The organism is Methylocapsa palsarum (assembly GCF_900114285.1).
Lineage (GTDB): Bacteria > Pseudomonadota > Alphaproteobacteria > Rhizobiales > Beijerinckiaceae > Methylocapsa > Methylocapsa palsarum.
In genome coordinates this window covers 87,471-106,050 of the sequence record NZ_FOSN01000008.1, presented here as the reverse complement: position 1 = coordinate 106,050, position 18,580 = coordinate 87,471, and the positions used below count along the sequence as shown (strand labels likewise).

Annotated in this window: 17 protein-coding genes and 1 tRNA gene; 12 read left to right on the top strand and 6 right to left on the bottom strand. The window is 62.9% G+C overall.

The features are described 5' to 3' along the window. The first annotated feature begins 267 nt into the window (after positions 1 to 267). The 3 genes from cysS to cimA are packed head-to-tail and all read left to right on the top strand — an operon-like array spanning position 268 to position 3,739. Entirely contained in the window at positions 268 to 1,632 is a 1,365-nt protein-coding gene (cysS, locus tag BM177_RS10655; protein ID WP_091682027.1) for a cysteine--tRNA ligase, read from the top strand. Beyond that, positions 1,614 to 2,147, top strand: a complete 534-nt coding sequence (locus BM177_RS10650) for a GNAT family N-acetyltransferase (RefSeq protein ID WP_244532255.1) — start codon at positions 1,614 to 1,616, stop codon at positions 2,145 to 2,147. Before cysS ends, BM177_RS10650 begins: the two co-directional genes overlap by 19 nt. After that, positions 2,144 to 3,739: a citramalate synthase gene (gene cimA / locus BM177_RS10645; protein WP_091682025.1), complete on the top strand. Its 1,596-nt coding sequence runs from the start codon at positions 2,144 to 2,146 to the stop codon at positions 3,737 to 3,739. Before BM177_RS10650 ends, cimA begins: the two co-directional genes overlap by 4 nt. A gap of 7 nt (positions 3,740 to 3,746) precedes the next feature. Here cimA and BM177_RS10640 read toward each other — a convergent pair whose 3' ends face one another. The 3 genes from BM177_RS10640 to BM177_RS10630 all read right to left on the bottom strand — a co-directional run bounded on the left by BM177_RS10640 (position 3,747) and on the right by BM177_RS10630 (position 6,660). Then, positions 3,747 to 4,763, bottom strand: coding sequence for an energy transducer TonB family protein (locus BM177_RS10640; RefSeq protein WP_175492569.1), 1,017 nt, complete (start codon positions 4,761 to 4,763; stop codon positions 3,747 to 3,749). Between the two features lie 112 nt (positions 4,764 to 4,875). Beyond that, entirely contained in the window at positions 4,876 to 5,511 is a 636-nt protein-coding gene (locus tag BM177_RS10635; protein WP_175492568.1) for an LOG family protein, read from the bottom strand. A gap of 135 nt (positions 5,512 to 5,646) precedes the next feature. Then, the gene (locus BM177_RS10630; RefSeq protein ID WP_175492567.1) at positions 5,647 to 6,660 is read right to left on the bottom strand and encodes an Lnb N-terminal periplasmic domain-containing protein; all 1,014 of its coding nucleotides are present in this window, start codon (positions 6,658 to 6,660) and stop codon (positions 5,647 to 5,649) included. A 281-nt stretch (positions 6,661 to 6,941) separates the two neighbouring features. Between BM177_RS10630 and BM177_RS10625 the strand changes: the two genes are divergently transcribed. The 7 genes from BM177_RS10625 (at position 6,942) to trpB (ending at position 13,750) form a co-directional block, all read left to right on the top strand. Then, positions 6,942 to 8,927, top strand: coding sequence for an ABCB family ABC transporter ATP-binding protein/permease (locus tag BM177_RS10625; protein ID WP_091682019.1), 1,986 nt, complete (start codon positions 6,942 to 6,944; stop codon positions 8,925 to 8,927). Between the two features lie 165 nt (positions 8,928 to 9,092). Then, positions 9,093 to 9,791: a phosphatidylserine decarboxylase gene (locus BM177_RS10620; RefSeq protein ID WP_091682235.1), complete on the top strand. Its 699-nt coding sequence runs from the start codon at positions 9,093 to 9,095 to the stop codon at positions 9,789 to 9,791. 146 nt (positions 9,792 to 9,937) lie between these two features. Next, positions 9,938 to 10,912, top strand: a complete 975-nt coding sequence (gene sppA, locus BM177_RS10615; RefSeq protein WP_091682017.1) for a signal peptide peptidase SppA — start codon at positions 9,938 to 9,940, stop codon at positions 10,910 to 10,912. A gap of 55 nt (positions 10,913 to 10,967) precedes the next feature. Beyond that, positions 10,968 to 11,258: an integration host factor subunit beta gene (gene ihfB, locus BM177_RS10610; protein ID WP_091682015.1), complete on the top strand. Its 291-nt coding sequence runs from the start codon at positions 10,968 to 10,970 to the stop codon at positions 11,256 to 11,258. Positions 11,259 to 11,357: 99 nt separating this feature from the next. After that, positions 11,358 to 11,666 carry a LapA family protein gene (locus tag BM177_RS10605; protein WP_091682013.1) on the top strand — a complete coding sequence of 103 codons (309 nt, stop codon included), beginning with the start codon at positions 11,358 to 11,360 and terminating at the stop codon, positions 11,664 to 11,666. A gap of 57 nt (positions 11,667 to 11,723) precedes the next feature. Then, positions 11,724 to 12,428 carry a phosphoribosylanthranilate isomerase gene (locus tag BM177_RS10600; protein WP_091682011.1) on the top strand — a complete coding sequence of 235 codons (705 nt, stop codon included), beginning with the start codon at positions 11,724 to 11,726 and terminating at the stop codon, positions 12,426 to 12,428. An 11-nt stretch (positions 12,429 to 12,439) separates the two neighbouring features. After that, positions 12,440 to 13,750: a tryptophan synthase subunit beta gene (gene trpB, locus BM177_RS10595; RefSeq protein WP_091682009.1), complete on the top strand. Its 1,311-nt coding sequence runs from the start codon at positions 12,440 to 12,442 to the stop codon at positions 13,748 to 13,750. Between the two features lie 154 nt (positions 13,751 to 13,904). On the opposite strand, the gene BM177_RS10590 is transcribed toward trpB, so the two are convergent. Continuing rightward, on the bottom strand, positions 13,905 to 15,128 hold the full coding sequence (locus BM177_RS10590) for a PQQ-dependent sugar dehydrogenase (protein ID WP_091682234.1): 1,224 nt from the start codon (positions 15,126 to 15,128) through the stop codon (positions 13,905 to 13,907). 171 nt (positions 15,129 to 15,299) lie between these two features. Then, on the bottom strand, positions 15,300 to 16,310 hold the full coding sequence (bioB, locus tag BM177_RS10585) for a biotin synthase BioB (RefSeq protein WP_091682006.1): 1,011 nt from the start codon (positions 16,308 to 16,310) through the stop codon (positions 15,300 to 15,302). A 194-nt stretch (positions 16,311 to 16,504) separates the two neighbouring features. On the opposite strand from bioB, the gene BM177_RS10580 reads away from it, so the two are divergent. Beyond that, complete coding sequence (locus BM177_RS10580; protein WP_091682003.1) at positions 16,505 to 17,224, top strand: EI24 domain-containing protein; 720 nt, start codon at positions 16,505 to 16,507, stop codon at positions 17,222 to 17,224. Here BM177_RS10580 and BM177_RS10575 read toward each other — a convergent pair. Then, positions 17,204 to 18,211 carry a complex I NDUFA9 subunit family protein gene (locus tag BM177_RS10575; protein WP_091682000.1) on the bottom strand — a complete coding sequence of 336 codons (1,008 nt, stop codon included), beginning with the start codon at positions 18,209 to 18,211 and terminating at the stop codon, positions 17,204 to 17,206. The genes BM177_RS10580 and BM177_RS10575 overlap by 21 nt on opposite strands. A gap of 202 nt (positions 18,212 to 18,413) precedes the next feature. Between BM177_RS10575 and BM177_RS10570 the strand changes: the two genes are divergently transcribed. Then, a tRNA-Leu gene (locus BM177_RS10570) sits at positions 18,414 to 18,498 on the top strand. Positions 18,499 to 18,580: the final 82 nt, after the last annotated feature.

Below are 18,580 nucleotides of genomic sequence, written 5' to 3'. Positions count from 1 at the left end.
TTGATTTTTTCCCGAAGAGTTGACTTTTATCAGACTTGACGAAAGCGGCTGTTGACGGGCGCCGTCCGCAGGCGATAGTGGAAAGATGGCGCATCTTACCGGCCTCAGGTTGACCATTTCCGCACCGAGCGTTTCCGCCGGGCCGCGTCCTGTCACCATTTGTATCGGCTAGCCGCGCCGCTGGCTGGAGCCGTCTTGTCCTCATAAGAGTTCAACTTCGACTTCCCAAGCCAGCGTGAAGACCAGCGCGAGCTTCAGGGGAAGTCAATGCCGCTTCGGCTTTACAATACGCTGACCCGCAACAAGACGGATTTCGTCCCGATCGACGAATCCAATGTGCGGCTCTACGCCTGCGGGCCGACGGTTTATGATCATCTCCACATCGGCAACGGACGGATGCTGATCGTCTTTGATCAATTGTTCCGGCTGCTCCGCCACGTCTATGGCGCGGACCACGTCAAATATGTCCGCAACATCACCGACGTCGACGACAAGATCAATCAGCGCGCGAAGGAGCGGGGAATCGACATCCGTGTGCTGACTGACGAGATGACAAAAATTTTCCACGAGGATGCGGCCGCGCTTGGCTGCCTGCCGCCGAATGTCGAGCCGCGAGCGACGAAACATATGGCGCAGATGACTGCGATCATCGAAAAGCTGATCGCCAAGGGCAACGCCTATGAAGCGCAAGGCCATGTGCTGTTCGATGTTCCGTCGATGCCGGACTATGGCCAGCTGTCGAGGCGCCCGCTCGACGACATGATCGCGGGCGCGCGAGTCGAGGTCGCGCCCTACAAGCGCGGGCCGATGGACTTCGTGTTGTGGAAACCCTCAAAAGCGGTCGAGCCGGGCTGGGAGAGCCCGTGGGGGCGCGGCCGGCCGGGCTGGCATATCGAATGTTCCGCGATGAGCTGGACGCATCTCGGCGAAACCTTCGACATTCACGGCGGCGGCATCGATCTCGTGTTTCCGCATCACGAGAACGAAGTGGCGCAGACCCGCTGCGCCTTCGGCCACGATGTGATGGCCAACATCTGGATGCACAATGGCCACCTTCAGGTCGAGGGCGAGAAGATGTCGAAGAGTCTGGGGAATTTTCGCACCATTCGGGACGTCGTCGCCGATTGGCCGGGTGAGGCCGTGCGTTTGACAATGCTCAAAACGCACTATCGTCAGCCGATCGATTTGACGATTTCCAGTCTGCGCGAAAGCCAAAAGGAGCTGGATCGCTGGTATCCGCTCGCCAAACAATTCGCCGCGTCGCCTGCGATGATCGCCGAGGACTTCCTGCAGGCGTTGAGTGACGACATGAACACGCCGGACGCCATCACGTCATTGCGGCGTTTGTACAAGGAAGCTTCGGACGAGGTCGCCTTTGCGGGAACACGCCTTGCCTCGTGCGGCCATCTGCTCGGGCTTTTCGAGAGCAGCATGGCTGAATGGACACATTGGAAACCTGCGGGGCTCGCCATCGACGAACTTCATGTCGCCCGCCTCATCAACGCGCGCCTCGCCGCGCGCAAAAATAAAAACTTCGCCGAATCCGACCGCATCCGCGATGAACTCGACGCGATGGGCGTTGCGCTGAAAGACAACAAGGACGGAACGACAACATGGGAGCCAAAGCGATGACCGCCAGCGCCAGCCTCCCCAAACCGACGCTGCGGCCCTACCTTCCGGCCGATCTGCCGCTGCTCGCCGAACTCCGCCTCGCCGCCATCGAGGAACTGACCGAGGATGATTACGACGAGGCGCAACGCCGCGCCTGGATTTTACGCGCCGACGACGAAGACACGCTTGGCGAAACTCTGAAAAGCGGTCTGAGCCTTGTGGCGCTGATCGGCGGCGCGCCTGTCGGGTTCATCGTCCTCGCGGACGGCGGCCTGATTGATCAGCTCTACGTTCATCCCGCCGCCGCCCGTCAGGGCGTTGCGAGCGCGCTCTGCGACGCGATCGAAAAGCTCGCCGCCGCGCGTGGTGTCGCCGCCCTCGTGACCGACGCCAGCGACACCGCGAAGCCCCTGTTCGAGAAGCGTGGCTTCACGGCCGAGCGGCGCAACACAATCGAGATCGACGGCGAATATCTCGGCAACACGCGGATGAAGAAAGTCCTGACGCCGCAGCCGTCCGGAAAAACCACATCATGACCCGCGAACGCCTCACCCTCTACGACACGACCCTGCGCGACGGCGCGCAGACGACGGGCGTCGATTTTTCGCTGACGGACAAGCGCCACATCGCCGCTCTCCTCGACGGGCTGGGAATCGATACGATCGAGGGCGGCTATCCCGGCGCCAATCCGCTCGACACCGAATTCTTCGCTAAAAAGCCGACGTTCAGGCATGCGCGTTTCGCCGCCTTCGGCATGACCAAGCGGGCAGGGCGCTCCGCCGCCAACGATCCGGGCCTCATGAGCCTGCTCGACGCCGATTCCGACGCGATCACCTTCGTCGCCAAGGCGTGGGACTACCATGTCCGCGTCGCGCTCGGCTGCTCGCTCGAGGAAAATCTCGCAAGCCTCACCGAATCCGTCGCCACCGCCGTCACTCGCGGCCGCGAGACGGCTGTCGATTGCGAACATTTCTTCGACGGTTTCAAGGCCAACCCGGACTACGCGCTCGCCTGCGCCAGGGCGGCCCATGCCGCGGGCGCGCGCTGGGTCGTTCTGTGCGACACCAATGGGGGAACCCTGCCGCACGAGATCGGGCGCATCGTCGCCGAGGCGGCGAAAGTTGTGCCGGGGACGCATCTTGGAATCCACGCCCACAACGACACCGACAACGCGGTCGCCAATTCTCTGGCCGCCGTTCTCGCCGGCGCGCGGCACATCCAGGGCACGCTGAACGGGCTTGGCGAACGCTGCGGCAACGCCAATCTCGTCTCGCTCATCCCGACGCTGCTGCTGAAGCCCGCCTTCGCGGAGCGCTTCGAGATCGGCGTGCCGCTCGAAAATCTCGCCTCGCTGACCAAGATCAGCCATACGCTGGACGAGTTGCTCAACCGCTCGCCCGACCGTCATGCGCCCTATGTCGGCGCTTCGGCTTTCGCCACCAAGGCCGGCATACACGCCTCCGCCGTCATGAAGGAGCCGCAGACCTACGAGCATGTCGCGCCCGAGAGCGTCGGCAACAAACGCCGCCTTTTGGTGTCGGATCAGGCCGGCAAATCCAACATTCTCGCCGAACTCGAACGCATCGGCGTGCGGCTGGAGAAAAGCGACGACAGGATTGTCCGCCTGCTCGATGAAGTGAAGCAGAAGGAATCGCTTGGCTACGCCTATGAGGGCGCCGACGCCTCCTTTGAACTGCTGGCGCGCAGAATTCTGGGGCAGGTGCCGGATTATTTCGAGGTCGAACGGTTCCGCGTCGATGTCGAGCGCCGCCACAATGCGCAGGGCGATCTCGTTTCAGTGTCGGAGGCGATCGTCAAGGTGCGGGTCGACGGCGAGGTTTTGATCTCGGCCGCCGAGGGCGAAGGCCCGGTCAACGCTCTCGACCTCGCGCTGCGCAAGGATCTCGGCAAATATCAGCGCTACATCGAGGATCTCGAACTCGTCGATTATCGCGTGCGCATCTTCCAGGGCGGCACGGACGCGGTGACGCGCGTTCTGATCGAGTTCCGCGACGCCAAGGGCGAAAGCTGGTCAACGGTCGGCGTCTCCGCCAACATCATCGACGCTTCGTTTCAGGCGCTGGCCGACGCGATCACCTACAAACTGTTGAAGTCCGGCGCGGCCTGACGCGCCCTCACGTCCCATCCGACGGATAGGTGAGGGTGAGCGCGTGCGGCACGCCGCGCGGCGGGGCGGGAAAGGGCGCCGCCCGGCGGATGGCGGCCATCCACGCATTGTCGACGCCCGGACGCCCGCTGGTGCGGTAGACCACCTGATGCGTGAGGTTGCCCATTTCGTCGATGTAGATACCGATCATGCCGGGGGTCACAATGGAATGGCCCGCCGGAATCGGCGGCGGCTGGTAGCGCCTCCGGATCAGGCCATAGAGCAGCGATTCATAGCTCGCTTTTTCGGTTCCGCCGCTGATCGGCGCGGATTTGGCGGAGGCGCCCAGCGAATAGCTCGGCGCCGGCGAGAGCGCCGCCAGCTGATCGGCGACGCTCTTCGCGCGCCCGGTCCCGGGCGGGGTTTTGGCCGCCGCTGGGGCCTGTTTCTCCTTGGGCTTCGGCGGAGGAGGCTTCGCTTTGTCGAGCGGTTCCGCGTCGGGTTTCTCCTCGACGGGTTTTTCGGCGGCGTCCGGCGCGGGAGCGGCTTCCGCTTCCTTTTCCGCCGGCGGCGGATCGTCCGGGGTCTTTTTTTCCGGCGGCTTCTGGGGATCCTGCTTGGCCGAGGGCGCAATCTTGGGCGCCGCCGACGGCTTGTCGGGTTCGCCGCGCTTGGTCGCATCGCTGTCGCCCGCCTTCGGCGCGTCATGCGCGACCTCGACGTCCTCAAGCTCGACTTTTGGCGGCGGCGGCTTCGGCTTCACCGGCGGCGGCTCCACCAGCTCCTTGACAGGCGGCGGCGCTTTTTCCTTTTTTTTCTGAGGCGGGGGCTCCGGTTTTTTCTCCGGCGGCATCTCGGCGACGAGTTCGACCGGGATTTCCTGCTCGGCGAGGATTACGGGATCGGATTCGTCGCGCGTCAGGAACATCGCGACGATCGCCAGATGCGCCAGCAGGCAAAAAACCAGGATCAGCGCGAACCGCGCCCTGGATTTGCGCGAGGGTTGACGGGGCGGGGCCAGCCGGTCGCCGGAATCCGCCTTCAAAGTCGTGTCGATAGCCGGAGGCGGCGTGTCCAAATCCATTGTTACAAAAAGTAAAATCCGCCGTTACGAAAACTGGGCCGCCGCTGCGGGAATGCTCGCGCTCGAGCGGGTGTCATAATCTTGGATCGACGGTTTCCTTGCGCAGGCCGCGAATCTCGGACCTCAACGCCGCAGTCTCGATCATGGGCAGAATATCTTCGATTTTCTCGGCGACAAGATAGCGCACTTCGAATGACGATTGAATAAAGCGATGCTGACGCATATGGGCGAGGAGGTGGAGCAGGGGCTGCCAGAAGCCGCCGACGTCGGCGATCACGACCGGCTTGGAATGACGCTCCAGCTGGACCCAGGTCAATTGCTCGACCAGCTCCTCGAGGGTGCCGATGCCGCCGGGAAGCGCGACGAACGCGTCCGCCCGCTCGAACATCATCCGCTTGCGGGTATGCATGTCGGGCACGACGATGCTGTCCTGAATGTCCGGCAGCAGTTTCTCGTTATTCAGCAAAAATTCCGGGATGACGCCGGTGACGTGGCCGCCGAATTCGAGGACCGATCTTGCGATCGTTCCCATCAGGCCGTTGCCGCCTCCGCCATAGACAAGACCGATCCCTGCCTGCGCCATGGCCCGTCCGAGGCTCGCCGCGGCGTTGACATAGATCGCGTCGGCCCCGGTGGCGGACCCGCAATAAACGCAAATCTGGCGGATGAGCCCGGAACTGGTCTGCCGGGCGATCGGCTGGGATGACATGGCCTGCTTGTGGCCCGGGCGCGGGGAGGGGTCAAGCCATCGGCGCGCTCGAGATCGAGAGGAAGGGCGGCGGCGCAGGTCTCTTCTTGGCAGGATTGGTTCACAAAAAAATGACTCAAAGCCTGATCGCAGGGCTCACTCCGGCCTCGGCAGGCCCTCGCGCAGCCTCGCCCCGAACGCCATTTCGCTCAGGCCCATCTTGATCCGGTCCGTCACGGCCGCCCGCGCGATCAGTTCGCTGAGCGGGATCGAGGTGTCGACGAGATTGTGCTCATAGGCGAACGACGGCAGAAAGCCGTTGAGCAAAACCCGCCAATCCAGCGGAAACGAGGGCGAAAGCGCGCGCAGCATCAAGAAGATGGTCGTCGTGCAATTAGCGGTCAGCGTGTTGTAGAATTGCGGATGGACCGCGAGTTCGTTGGCTTCGCGGACATATTGAAGTAGGAGCGCGCGCGCCGCGTCCTTCGAGATTCTGAGCCGGTACAGGCGGACGTCCTCGCGGTTCGCCTTGCGCAGAAAAAGATAGTCGCGCTCGTCGGCGGCGAGAAAGACAAGTTCGTGGCGTTTGAAAAATCCCGCGATCGCCGAAAACTCCTCATGGCGCTCCCGGCGGATTTCGATCGAGAACATTAGATGGCGCCCGTCCGAAAAGGAAAAACTCACCATCGAATGGGCGATCAGGGGACCCATGAAATAAACCAGATAGAAATCAGCGGATTCAAGCTTTGAGAGATCGTACCGGCGCTCTTCCCAGACTTCGTTGAAGGCCGTGGGCGAGGTCCAGGAGAAATTGCGCACGTTTTTCAAGATCAGATCGTCGCCGCGCGTGACGCCCGTGACGCCATGCGCGACCTCGGGCGCGAAATCGCGATCGTTGCTGGGCGAAATCCGCGCAAACCAGATGACAATTCCGGCGAAGGCGATTGCGTAGGCCAGCCCAAAAAGCCGGAAGCGGCGCGAGCCAAGGCCCGCCAGCGCGAGGGCGCCCAGAAAGGCGAAAAGCCCGGAGGCCGCCATTCGAAGGCCGTCCGGCGAGGGGAGCTGAAACCAGAGCGCGAAAGCGCCCCAGATCGCCGATCCGAGGCAGAGGACGCAGAGAAAAACGAAGAGCGCGCGGCGTGCGGCGCGGCGCAACCAGGGAGCGGTCATGGCGCGTTTCCAACGGGTCATGGCGAAGTTCTGAACATTTTCCGGGAACCGCCGCGAACCTTGAGCCGAGGCGCGCTCCGACCTTACCGGCGATCGCCTCCGATGTCGAGGAGGACAGGCGGCCGGCCGGGTCGAATGTGCGCGGGTCAAGGGGACGCTATGGTTTGACCGGCGCTGGTCCTATATGAACCTCGATCCACGGGCGCGATGGCGCTCCTGTTCGAATTGATTCCTCTGGATGACCGGGCGCGGACCTAAACCCACGCCGCCGAATGGGCTCGATGTCACGACCTCTCTCTTTTGATGCGCCGGCGAAAGACGCAAAGCCAGTCAAAAAGCCGGTCTTTGGCGCGATGATGCGCAAACTCTGGCCCTATATCTGGCCCGCCGACCGCAGGGACCTCCAGCTGCGCATCTATGCGTCGCTGGTCCTCCTGCTGGCCGGCAAGGTCACGACGATTGCGGTTCCCTACGCGTTCAAATGGGCGACCGACGCCTTGACCCTCTCCTTGAGCCATCCGGTCCCGGGCCTTCTCGCGGCGCCCGTGGCGCTGACCCTGCTCTATGGATCTTTACGGATCGTCATGGCGCTGTTCACCCAGCTTCGCGACGCGATCTTCGCCGCCGTCGCGATGCACGCCGTGCGGCGTCTCGCGCGCGACGTGTTCGAACATCTCCACATGCTGTCGCTGCGGTTCCACCTCGAGCGCAAGACCGGCGGCCTGACCCGCGTTCTTGAGCGCGGCCGCAATTCGATCGAGACGATCGTGCGCACGACGATGCTGACGGCGATTCCGACCAGCATCGAATTCGCTCTGATCCTTATCGTTCTGTTCGTCCAGTTCGACTGGCGTTTCGCCGCCGTCGTCGTCGCCATGATCATCGCCTACATGGTTTTCACGACGCTGGCGACGAACTGGCGCATCACCATCCGCCGGAAAATGAACGAGAGCGATTCCGACGCCAACACCAAGGCGATCGACAGCCTTCTCAACTTCGAGACGGTGAAATATTTCAACGCCGAGGTGCGCGAAATGCTGCGCTACGACAAGTCCATCGCGCGCTACGAGCGCATGAGCGTCGAGACCTATACGTCGCTCGCGTTTCTCAACGGCGGCCAGGCCATTATCTTCGCGTTGGGATTGACCTGCGTGATGGCGATGAGCGCCGCCGGGATCAAGAGCGGCGTCAACACCGTCGGCGACTTCGTGTTCGTCAACGCGATGATGATTCAGCTGTATCAGCCGTTGAGCTTCATGGGGCTGGTCTATCGCGAGATCAAGCAATCCGCGATCGACCTTGAAATGATGTTCGATATTCTGAACAAAAATCCGGAGATCGAGGATCGGCCCGGAGCCGCGCCGCTGGCTTTGACCGACACCGCGTTACGCTTCGAAAATGTGTTTTTTCATTACGACCCGCGCCGCGAGATCCTGCGCGGGGTGAGCTTCGAGGTGCCCGCCGGCAAGACGGTCGCGCTCGTCGGAGCGTCGGGGGCGGGGAAATCGACGATTTCCCGATTGATCTTCCGCTTTTACGAACCCTCCTCCGGACGCATCACGATCGGCGGTCAGGACATCGCCGGCGTGACGCAGGCGTCGCTGCGGGCGGCGATCGGCATCGTTCCGCAGGACACCGTGCTGTTCAACGATTCCATCGCCTATAATATTTTCTATGGAAGGGACGGCGCCAGCGAAGACGAGATGAAGGCGGCGGCGCGTCTGGCGCAGATCGATCATTTCATCGAATCCGCGCCGGGCGGCTACGAGGCCCAGGTCGGAGAGCGCGGACTGAAACTGTCCGGCGGGGAAAAGCAGCGGGTGGCGATCGCGCGGGCGATCCTGAAAGGACCGCCGATCCTGATCCTCGACGAGGCGACGTCGGCTCTGGATTCCCTCACCGAGCGCGAGATCCAGACGGCGCTCGACCGCGTCGCCCGGGGCCGGACCACTCTCGTGATCGCGCATCGGCTCTCGACGATCGTCAATGCGGATGAAATTCTGGTGCTCGACAAGGGCAGGATCATCGAGCGCGGTTCGCATGCGGCGCTGCTGGCGCAAGGCGGCGCCTATGCGGCGATGTGGAGCCGCCAGAACGAGATCATGCAGGCGGAAGAGACCCTGCGCCGCGCCGCGCTGGAGGAGGGCGGCCGTCTGAGCATTCGTTTGAGCGGAGAGCCGCCGGACCGCGACGACGCGACCTTCTGGCAGGACCGCGAGGCGCAGGGCGACCGGCGCGAAGAGGCGGCGAGGGCCGACGACATGTAAAAGTCTCGCGAATTCAGCCGGCGCGCCCCCGGGGATCCTTGACGCGCCCTTTTCAAGCCGTTTCTCCAAAAATGGTTCTGCTCCAACATGATTCGTCGCCGCAAACGGCGATGTTCGCCCGAGCCTCTCCCCATGCTAGAGGTCGGCCGAAAAGAGGTGATCTGGATGTCCATAATCGATTCCGTCCGCAAGCAAATCGCGCCCATCCACCCGGAAGGCTATGTCTTCATCGCCGGTTTCGGGCTCGCCACCCTGATCCTTGGGTCATTCTTTGGATCTCTTGGCTGGATCGGCGCGTTCGCAACGCTCTGGTGCATCTATTTTTTTCGCGACCCCGTGCGGTTTACGCCTCTTGACGATTCCTTCGTTGTGTCGCCCGCCGACGGCGTCGTTTCGTCAATCGGCTTTTTCATTCCGCCGCCCGAACTCGGGCTGGGAGCGGCTCCGCTCCAGCGGATCGCGATCTTCATGTCCGTCTTCGATTGCCACGTGAACCGCGCGCCCGTCAGCGGCAGGATCACGAAAATCGCCTACAAGCCGGGGCTGTTTCTGAACGCGGATCTCGATAAGGCGAGCGAAGACAACGAGCGCAACGGCCTCGTCATCGAATCGGCGGCCGGGCGCTTCGGAATCGTGCAGATCGCGGGGCTCATCGCGCGGCGCATCGTCTGTTTCGTGCATCAGGGCGAAACGCTGGGCGTCGGGGACCGCATCGGACTGATCCGGTTCGGGTCGCGCGTCGACGTTTATCTGCCCGCAAACGCCGTCGCCCAGGTCACGGTGGGATCGAAAGCTGTCGCGGGCGAGACGGTGATCGCGGAAACGCGGGCCAAAGCGCCGCGCCGGAGCTTCAAGACCGGGTGAGCAGCATCTGAGAGGGCCCTTGCGCCGCCATCGACCCGCCGGTAGAACCTTGAACCCAAAACTCTTGGCGAGGGGAAATCGGCGGAAGCGGCCGACGCCTTTTAGAGCCGCGAAATGGTTTGGGCGGCCGAACTTTGGGATGACCGATGCCCGCGCCACTTTTTTCTGATTACCTCGTCGAGCGCCGTCTGTTGCGGCGCAAACTGTCATTTTGGCGAGTCGCGGCCTTTGGCGTCGCGATCATCGGCGTTCTGGCGGCGGGACTTCGCCTGTTCGGGACCGACCAGACCTCGAGCTTCACGCCTCATATCGCAAAGCTCTCCATCTCCGGGTTGATCACGGGCAGTTCGCAGACCCTCAAGACGATCCAGGACATCGAGGAGTCCCAGGCCGCCGCGGTCCTGATCAGCATCAACAGCCCTGGGGGAACGACCTCCGGATCAGAGCGGTTGTTTGACGCCATCCGCCGTCTGTCCGCGAAGAAGCCGACCGTCGCCGTCGTTGGCGATCTCGCCGCCTCTGGCGGGTATGTCGCCGCGCTTGGCGCCGACCAGATCGTGGCGCAGGGCAATTCGCTCGTCGGGTCCATCGGGGTTCTGTTCCAGTTTCCCAATTTCACCAAACTTCTCGACACCGTCGGGGTCAATGTGGAGACCGTCAAATCATCTCCGTTGAAGGCGTCGCCGAATGGATTCGAACCTACGACGCCCGAAGCGCGGGCGGCGCTCGCCTCGCTCGTCGAGGACAGCTACGCGTGGTTCAAAACGCTTGTGAAGGAGCGCCGCGCCATGACCGACCAGCAGCTCGCCGCGGTCGTGGACGGCCGGGTCTTTACCGGACGCCAGGGCGTTGATCTGCACCTCGTCGACCGGCTGGGCGGCGAGCGCGAGGCGATCGCCTGGCTCGAGCAGGAAAAATCCGTGAAAAAAGGATTGCCCGTGCGCGACTGGAAGCCGAAAGGCGCCTGGAGCGGCCTTGGAATTCTCGGTTTTTCCGCCCATGTCGCCGATACGCTTGGTTTTGGCGGGCTGAGCCGCACTCTGGCGCACGGAGCCGAACTGGCGCAGGTCCGCATGCTTGACGGTCTGGTTTCGATTTGGCAAATTGAATCAACGAACTGAAGGAGCAGAATTCCGGATTTTCCGAATTCTGGAATTTTGTTCGTGAGCGGGGCACATGATCAAATCGGAACTCGTTCAACGTATTGCCGATCGCAATCCGCACCTTTATCTGCGCGACGTGGAAAAGATCGTGAACGCGATTTTCGACGAAATCACCGAAGCGCTGTCGCGGGGCGACCGGGTCGAGTTACGCGGTTTCGGCGCCTTTTCAGTCAAGCGCAGGGATGCGAGAGTAGGCCGCAATCCGCGCACCGGAGCCCAGGTCGCCGTCGACGAAAAAGCGGTGCCCTTCTTCAAGACCGGCAAGGAAATGCGCGAGCGTTTGAATGAAGGCTACGAAGGCTGACGCGCTATCGCGGAGCCGACGGCTATCCTCATCCCCAAACTTGACTTCGTGCGGCAAGTTCACCTTCGTGCGCCGAGCGCACATTCCCGGCAGGCGCAGATGAAAACATTTTTGAAACTGCTGCTTCTTCTTCCGGTGGCGCTTGCGGGCGTCGCCATCGATATCGCCAACCGTCATCCCGTCACCGTGTTCTTCGACCCTTTTACCGAGGGCGAGTCGTCGGGTTATTATATGACCGCGCGTCTGTCCGTCGTACTGCTCGTGGCCGTGATGATCGGCGTCCTGCTCGGCGGGATCGCGATGTGGTTCGAACAAGGCCGTCACCGTCAGGCCGCCCGCAAAGCCAGAGGCGAGGCGAAAACCCTGCGCAGCGAGCTTGCGCGGCGATCCGACACGCAGAAAGCGTAAGGGTCGAAGGGCGGGCGCGCGGCGTCTGCCGCCGGTCTTTCAACCGATTGCCAATCCATGAACCTGATCGTCAAAATCTGCGGCCTCTCAACGCCGGAAACTCTCGACGTCGCGCTTGCCTGCGGCGCCGATATGGTTGGCTTCGTTTATTTCGACAAAAGCCCCCGCCATGTCGGTCTCGAACGGGCGGCGGCTCTGGCCGCGCGCGTCGAGAAGCGCGCCCGAAAGGTGCTGCTGACGGTTGACGCCGACGACGTTTCCCTGGCCGCGGCGATCGCGGCGTTCGATCCGCAGGCGCTGCAACTTCACGGTCATGAATCGCCGGAGCGGATCGCCTCCATCCGGGCCCGCTTCGGGCTGCCTGTGATCAAGGCAATCGCCATCGCGGGCCGCGCCGACGCCGAACACGCGCTGCTGTTCGAGGCCGCAGATTATCTGCTGTTCGACGCGAAACCCGCGCCGGGGGCCTCGCGGCCGGGCGGCAACGGCTCCGCTTTCGACTGGAGCGTTCTCTCCGAGATTGAAACGAGGAAGCCGTGGCTTCTTGCTGGCGGCCTCGACGCGCAAAATGTCGCCGATGCGATCGTGCGGACATGCGCGCCCGGCGTCGACGTCTCCTCTGGGGTCGAAAGCGCCCCCGGGGTCAAGGATCCGGCGAGGATTGCGGCGTTCATCGCCGCGGTTCGGCGGGTCGGGGAGGGCGGGACGGGCTCGGCGCCAGGGCCGGAGCGGCGGGCGTGGAGTCTTTCGCGCCTTTTGTAACGCGCGTTCAAATGCCCTATATCAACATCCTTGAGCCGCATGAGTTCTCCGAGCGCGAGAACCTTCGACATGAGGGGCCAAAGGTGCTGCAGCAAGTCAATTCCTTCCGGACGGGGCCCGACGAACGCGGTCATTTCGGCCTGTTCGGCGGACGGTTCGTCGCCGAAACCCTGATGCCGCTGATCCTCGACCTCGAAAAGCATTACGAGGCGGCGAAGAAAGACCCGGCGTTCAAGGCCGAACTCGACAATCTCCTGACCTATTACGTCGGCCGGCCAAGCCCGCTCTATTACGCCGAACGGCTGACGGAGCATGTCCGGCGGATCGCCGCGCAATCGGGGACCGAAGGCGGCGCCAAGATTTATTTCAAGCGCGAGGAACTGAACCATACCGGCGCGCACAAGATCAACAACGTGCTCGGCCAGATCCTGCTCGCCCGCCGCATGGGAAAAAAGCGGATCATCGCCGAAACCGGCGCCGGACAGCATGGCGTCGCGACCGCCACGGCCTGCGCCAGATTTGGCCTTGAATGCATCGTCTACATGGGTTCGGTCGACGTCGAGCGGCAAAAACCCAACGTCTTCCGCATGAATATGCTCGGCGCCAAGGTGGTGCCGGTCGAGTGTGGCGCGAAGACCCTGAAGGATGCGATGAACGAGGCCCTGCGCGATTGGGTCACCAACGTCGCCGACACCTTCTACTGCATCGGCACGGCGGCCGGCCCGCATCCCTATCCCGCCATGGTGCGCGATTTTCAATGCGTGATCGGCGAGGAGACCCGGACGCAGATGCTTGCGGCTGAGGGCCGCATTCCCGACTCGCTGTTCGCCTGTATCGGCGGGGGTTCCAACGCCATCGGCCTATTTCATCCGTTCCTCGACGATTCCGGGGTCGAGATCTATGGCGTCGAGGCGGCGGGCTATGGCCTCGACAAGGCGCACGCCGCCTCGCTCGCGGGCGGGCGCCCCGGCGTTCTGCACGGCAACCGCACCTACCTTTTGATGAACGAAGACGGGCAGATCGAGGAAGGCCACTCGATCTCGGCCGGTCTCGACTATCCCGGCATCGGTCCCGAACACGCCTGGCTGAAGGAATCCGGGCGCGTCGTCTATCTCTCCGCAACGGACGACGAGGCGCTTGCCGCGTTTCAATTGTGCGCCCAGCTGGAGGGCATCATCCCCGCGCTCGAACCCGCGCACGCGCTGGCGCGGGTGGTCGAGATCGCGCCGAAAAAGCCGCGCGACCATCTGATGGTTGTGAATATTTCCGGCCGCGGCGACAAGGACATTTTCACCGTCGCCGATCACCTCGGCGGGATGTGAATTCGCGTCGCGCCGAGAGCGTCGAAAGCGCATTAGACCATATTCCGATCGGATTGAATCCATCCCACCGACAAGACTATGCTCAAGCTTTTGACTCTGGAGCGATTTCTGATTGATCGCATGACTTCATGCGATCGGAAAGCGCTCTAAGGGCTCACTTGCCTTCGTAGGCGATCCGATACAGCGCGCCGTTGTAGTCGTCCGACACCAGCAGCGATCCGTCCGGTAGTTCGGCGACGTCAACGGGGCGGCCCCAATAGGAGCCGTCGTCTTCTTTCCAGCCTTCCGCGAAGGGCTGGGTCTTGTCCGCGTGGCCGTTTTTCTTCAACGAGGTGAACATCACCCGCGCGCCGATGGGAATCGTGCGGTTCCACGAGCCGTGCTGGGCGGAAAAAATACCGCCCCTGTAGAGCTTTGGAAATTGCGACCCGCGATAAAAACTCATGCCGAGGTCGGCGGCGTGCGCAACCATCTCGACCTCCGGAAACACCAGATCTTTTGGCGGCGTTTCGTTCTTGTAGTCCTCGGTTCGGACGTGGCCTCCGCCATAATACGGAAAGCCGAAATTCTGGCCGGCTTTCGTCGCGCGGTTGAGTTCGCCAGGCGGAATGTCGTCGCCCATCCGGTCGACCTGATTGTCGGTGAACCACAAGGTGTTGTCCCTCGGATTGAAATCCAGACCGACGGAATTGCGGATGCCGGAGGCGAAAACCTGGCGGCCGGAACCATCGCGGTTCATACGGATGATTCCGCCAATTCCAAGGGGCGGGTACAGCGCCCATTTGTCGGACGGGGGCACATTGAAGGGCTGGCCGAGCGTGATGTACAGCTTGTTGTCCGGGCCGATCCGGCAGACCCGCCGGCTGTGGTTGTCGGCCTCGTGTTCCGGCGGGATCAGTTTCCCTTGTTCGACGACGGTTTTGCCCACGACATTGGCGTCACGGTAGACGGCTTCCGCGTTGGCGAATGATTGCACACGGTTCAATTCGGCGACGTACAGCGTTCCGTCCGGGGCGAAGCAAACTCCGTGGGGGACTTTCATCGTCGTTGACGCTGCGAACGGCCGAACCTCATGTTCGCCGTCGAGCGCGGCGCCAAGCGCATAAACATTGACGTCGCGTGTGCTGACGAAAACCGCCTTGCCTTGTGGGCCGACCGCAATGGCGCGGGCCTGCGGGACAATCGCAAAAAGGCTGATCTTGAAGCCGTCCGGGAGCCGGATCTTCCTGAGGTTTCGGATGAGGTCTTCGGCCTTGGCACCTGTTTGCGGGACGTTGATGGGCGCAGGCGGAGCCTTCGCTTCGGCCGCCCCCGCTTCCGCTTTATCCGGGGCTTGCTGGGCGGCCGCCGGAAAACCGGGGAGCCATGCGGCGCTCATCAGGACGGCGCCCGCGAGAAAGAGAGCGCGAAGGCGCGCCGCATGCGTGAACGCTGTTTCCTTCAACACGCCCTCCGGCCTTTCGAAATTTGGCAAAGGTTGTACCAAACGCGCGAAGGCCTCCGGAGCGATTTCTGATTGATCGCATCACGGCATGCGATCGGAAAGCCTCTAGGAGCGCATCGCATCGTCGTGCGCCGGGGTCCGCGAGCGAAGCGCGGCAAACAGCGCATCGTCCTCGGTTTCACCGACGTTTTGCGTCGTCAGCAGAGCCTCGCCGTAGAAGATCGAATTTGCTCCTGCGACCATGCAAAGGATTTGGGCCTCGCGGTTGAGGATGGATCTGCCCGCCGACAGCCGCACCCGCGACTTCGGCAAGACGATCCGGGTCGTCGCAATCATCCGCACGAAAACGAGGGGATCGATCACCTCGCAGGCGCCGAGCGGCGTGCCCTCGACCGGAACCAGCGCATTGACCGGCACGCTTTCGGGATGCGGGTCGAACGCGGCCAGCACCTGCAGCATGGCGGCGCGGTCGGCGACGCTTTCACCCATCCCGATGATCCCGCCGCAGCACATTTCGAGGCCCGCGCCGCGCACGGCCCGCAACGTCTCGAGCCGGTCGTCATAGGTGCGGGTGGTGATGATGTCGCCGTAAAAATCGGGACCGGTGTCGAGGTTGTGATTATACGCCGTCAGCCCGGCCTCTTTCAGCCGCTCGGCCTGGCTCCCGGTCAGCATGCCGAGCGTGACGCAGGCTTCCATGCCCAGAGCGCGCACGCCGCGCACCATATCGAGCACGGAGTCGAACTGGGCGCCGTCGCGCACGTTCCGCCACGCCGCGCCCATGCAGAAGCGGTCGGCGCCGGCGGCTTTCGCCCGGGCCGCGGCGGCCAGAACCTCGCCGCACGCCATCATCTCGACCTTGTCGAGACGCACGTCCCGATGATGCGCCGATTGCGGGCAATAGCCGCAATCTTCCGGGCAGCCGCCCGTCTTGATGCTGAGCAGGCTCGCCTTTTGAACATCATTGACGTCCTGATGGGCGCGGTGAACCGCGTTGGCGCGGGCGATCAGCTCAAGCAGAGGCGAATCGTGGATGGCGACGATTTCCGCCAGCGTCCAGTCGTGCCGCAAGGGCAGCTCGTCTCCCAAGGACGGAGCGGCGTTTTCATGTGTCATAAGCAAATCTTGCTGGCTCCTGATGCGGCTTGGCGTCCATCGAAAAGGCGTCCAACCGGCGCCGGATCGACGGTAGAGGAAGCCGGGGCCCGCTTCAACCCGGACGGAAGTTTCAGAACCTCGAAGCATTGGCAAGCAGGCGGGGGATTGCTTAGGTAAGCAGCGCCGGATCTGTCCGGCGTTCAAGAGGTCATATGTTCGAAGACGTGCTCGCCGCTGCGGATGACGTTTTGACGCCGCCGTTCCGGAATGCGCTTGTCAAGACGATCCTGTTCACGCTGGGTCTGCTTGCGCTGCTCTGGGCCGTGCTGGAAAAGCTTCTCGCTGGCGCGCTGGCGCTACCCTATCCGTGGCTGACTTCGGCGCTGACCTTGATCGGAGGCGCCGGGCTCATGATCGGCCTCGCGTTCCTCATTCCATCCGCCTCGTTTCTGATCGCCGGATTTTTCTTCGATGATCTGGCGGACGCGGTCGAACGGGAATTGCGTCCGGGCGCGACGGCGGGGCAGCGGCTCGCCCTTCACGACGCGCTGTGGCTGGCCGTCCGGTTTTCGGCCGTCGCGCTCGTCGTCAATCTGGCGGCGCTTTTGCTTTTGCTGGTTCCGGGCGTCAACGCCATCGCGTTTTTCGCTGCGAACGCCTATCTCTTCGGGCGCGGCTATTTCGAACTCGCGGCCAGCCGTCGCCTGCCGCCAGGCGAAGTGCGCCGCCTGCGCAAGCGGCACGAACCGCGCCTCTTCGCCGCGGGGCTGATTCTCGCCGCGATGCTCGCGGTTCCGGTTCTCAATCTGCTGACGCCGCTGTTCGGGACGGCGCTTTTCGTCCGGATCACAGCCGGGATCTTGCGCGAGCCGATGGTCAGCGCGCCGCGCGGAGGCGAATCGCCCGGCCGATCAGGACGCGCCAAGCCCTGAAAATTGCCCGGCCTTACGGTAGCGGTAGAGGTAGGTCGGAACGAAGGTCTCATAGGCTTCCGGCGCAATGCCGAGCCCGCGCAGCGTGCGTCCCTCGGCGATCGCCTGCTCCGACACCACATTATCGCTGCGCAGCAATTCGACCTGGTCCTCGGTGATCGCCAGGATTTTCGGGAAAAGGCCGAGCGACAGCCGCATCATCGTTTCGGTGAGGGCGCCGATTTGCTTCGCCCGTTCGAACGTGACCGGCACGAGTCTGCGCTGCTGACCCGTGATCTTCATGATGAATTCGATGATTTCCTTGAAGGTCGAGATTTGCGCGCCGCCAAGTTCGTAGATCGTTCCGGGCGTCGCCTTGCCCTCGACGGCGAGCGCGACCGATCTCGCCACATCGCCGACGAACACCGGCTGGAGCCGGGTCGCGCCGCCTCCGATCAGGGGCAGCGCGGGCAGGATCCGCGCCATCGCCGCGAAGCGGTTGAAGAACTCGTCCTCGGGGCCGAACACGACGGAGGGCCGCAGGACGACGGCGTCCGGCCGGATCCTCAGCACCGCCTCTTCGCCGAGGCCCTTGGTTTTCGCGTAAACCGCGGTCTGGTGCGGATCCGCGCCGATCGCCGACATCTGCACGAAGACCTTCGCGCCCGTTTGATTGGCGGCGTTGGCGATCGCCTGAGCCCCGAGATTATGGATCGCGTCGAAATTCTGCGCGCCGGATTCGCTCAGCAGTCCGACGAGGTTCACCACGGCGTCGGCGTCGCGCACCGCCCGCGCAATTGATTCGGGATAGCGCAAATTCGCCTGGACGGCGTTGATCTGGCCGACTTTTCCGGCCGGCTGGAGATGGAAGGCGAGATCGGGCCGGCGGGAGGCCACCCGCACGCGCCAGCCGCTCTGCGCCAGCGCCCGCACCGCGTGCCGGCCAATGAAGCCCGACCCGCCGAAAACCGTCACAAGATGACCCGTTTTCACCAACTCATCCGCCATTGTCGATCGCCCCGGTCAGGTTCAGTCCGCGCCTCGTTTCCCGGCTTCTCATAAAGGTCTTTTGCCGCGAATGGAAACGGGAAAGACTTCAAGCGCGGCGTTTCAGCAAAAGGGCTGAAAAACGTCCAATGATCTCGTTGCGCGGCTATTCTTCGCTTCGTCATTGACAAAGCAGAGAGGTGGACCGTATCAGAACGACGTTGCCCTGGTGGCGGAATTGGTAGACGCGCTGGTTTCAGGTACCAGTGGTGAAAGCCGTGGAGGTTCGAGTCCTCTCCTGGGCACCATTTCTTTGTTCATTCATGTTCGCCTACGTGGACGAATCCTTTAAAAAACTGTAAGTTAGCGGTCGCGAGGTTCGTGACCGTT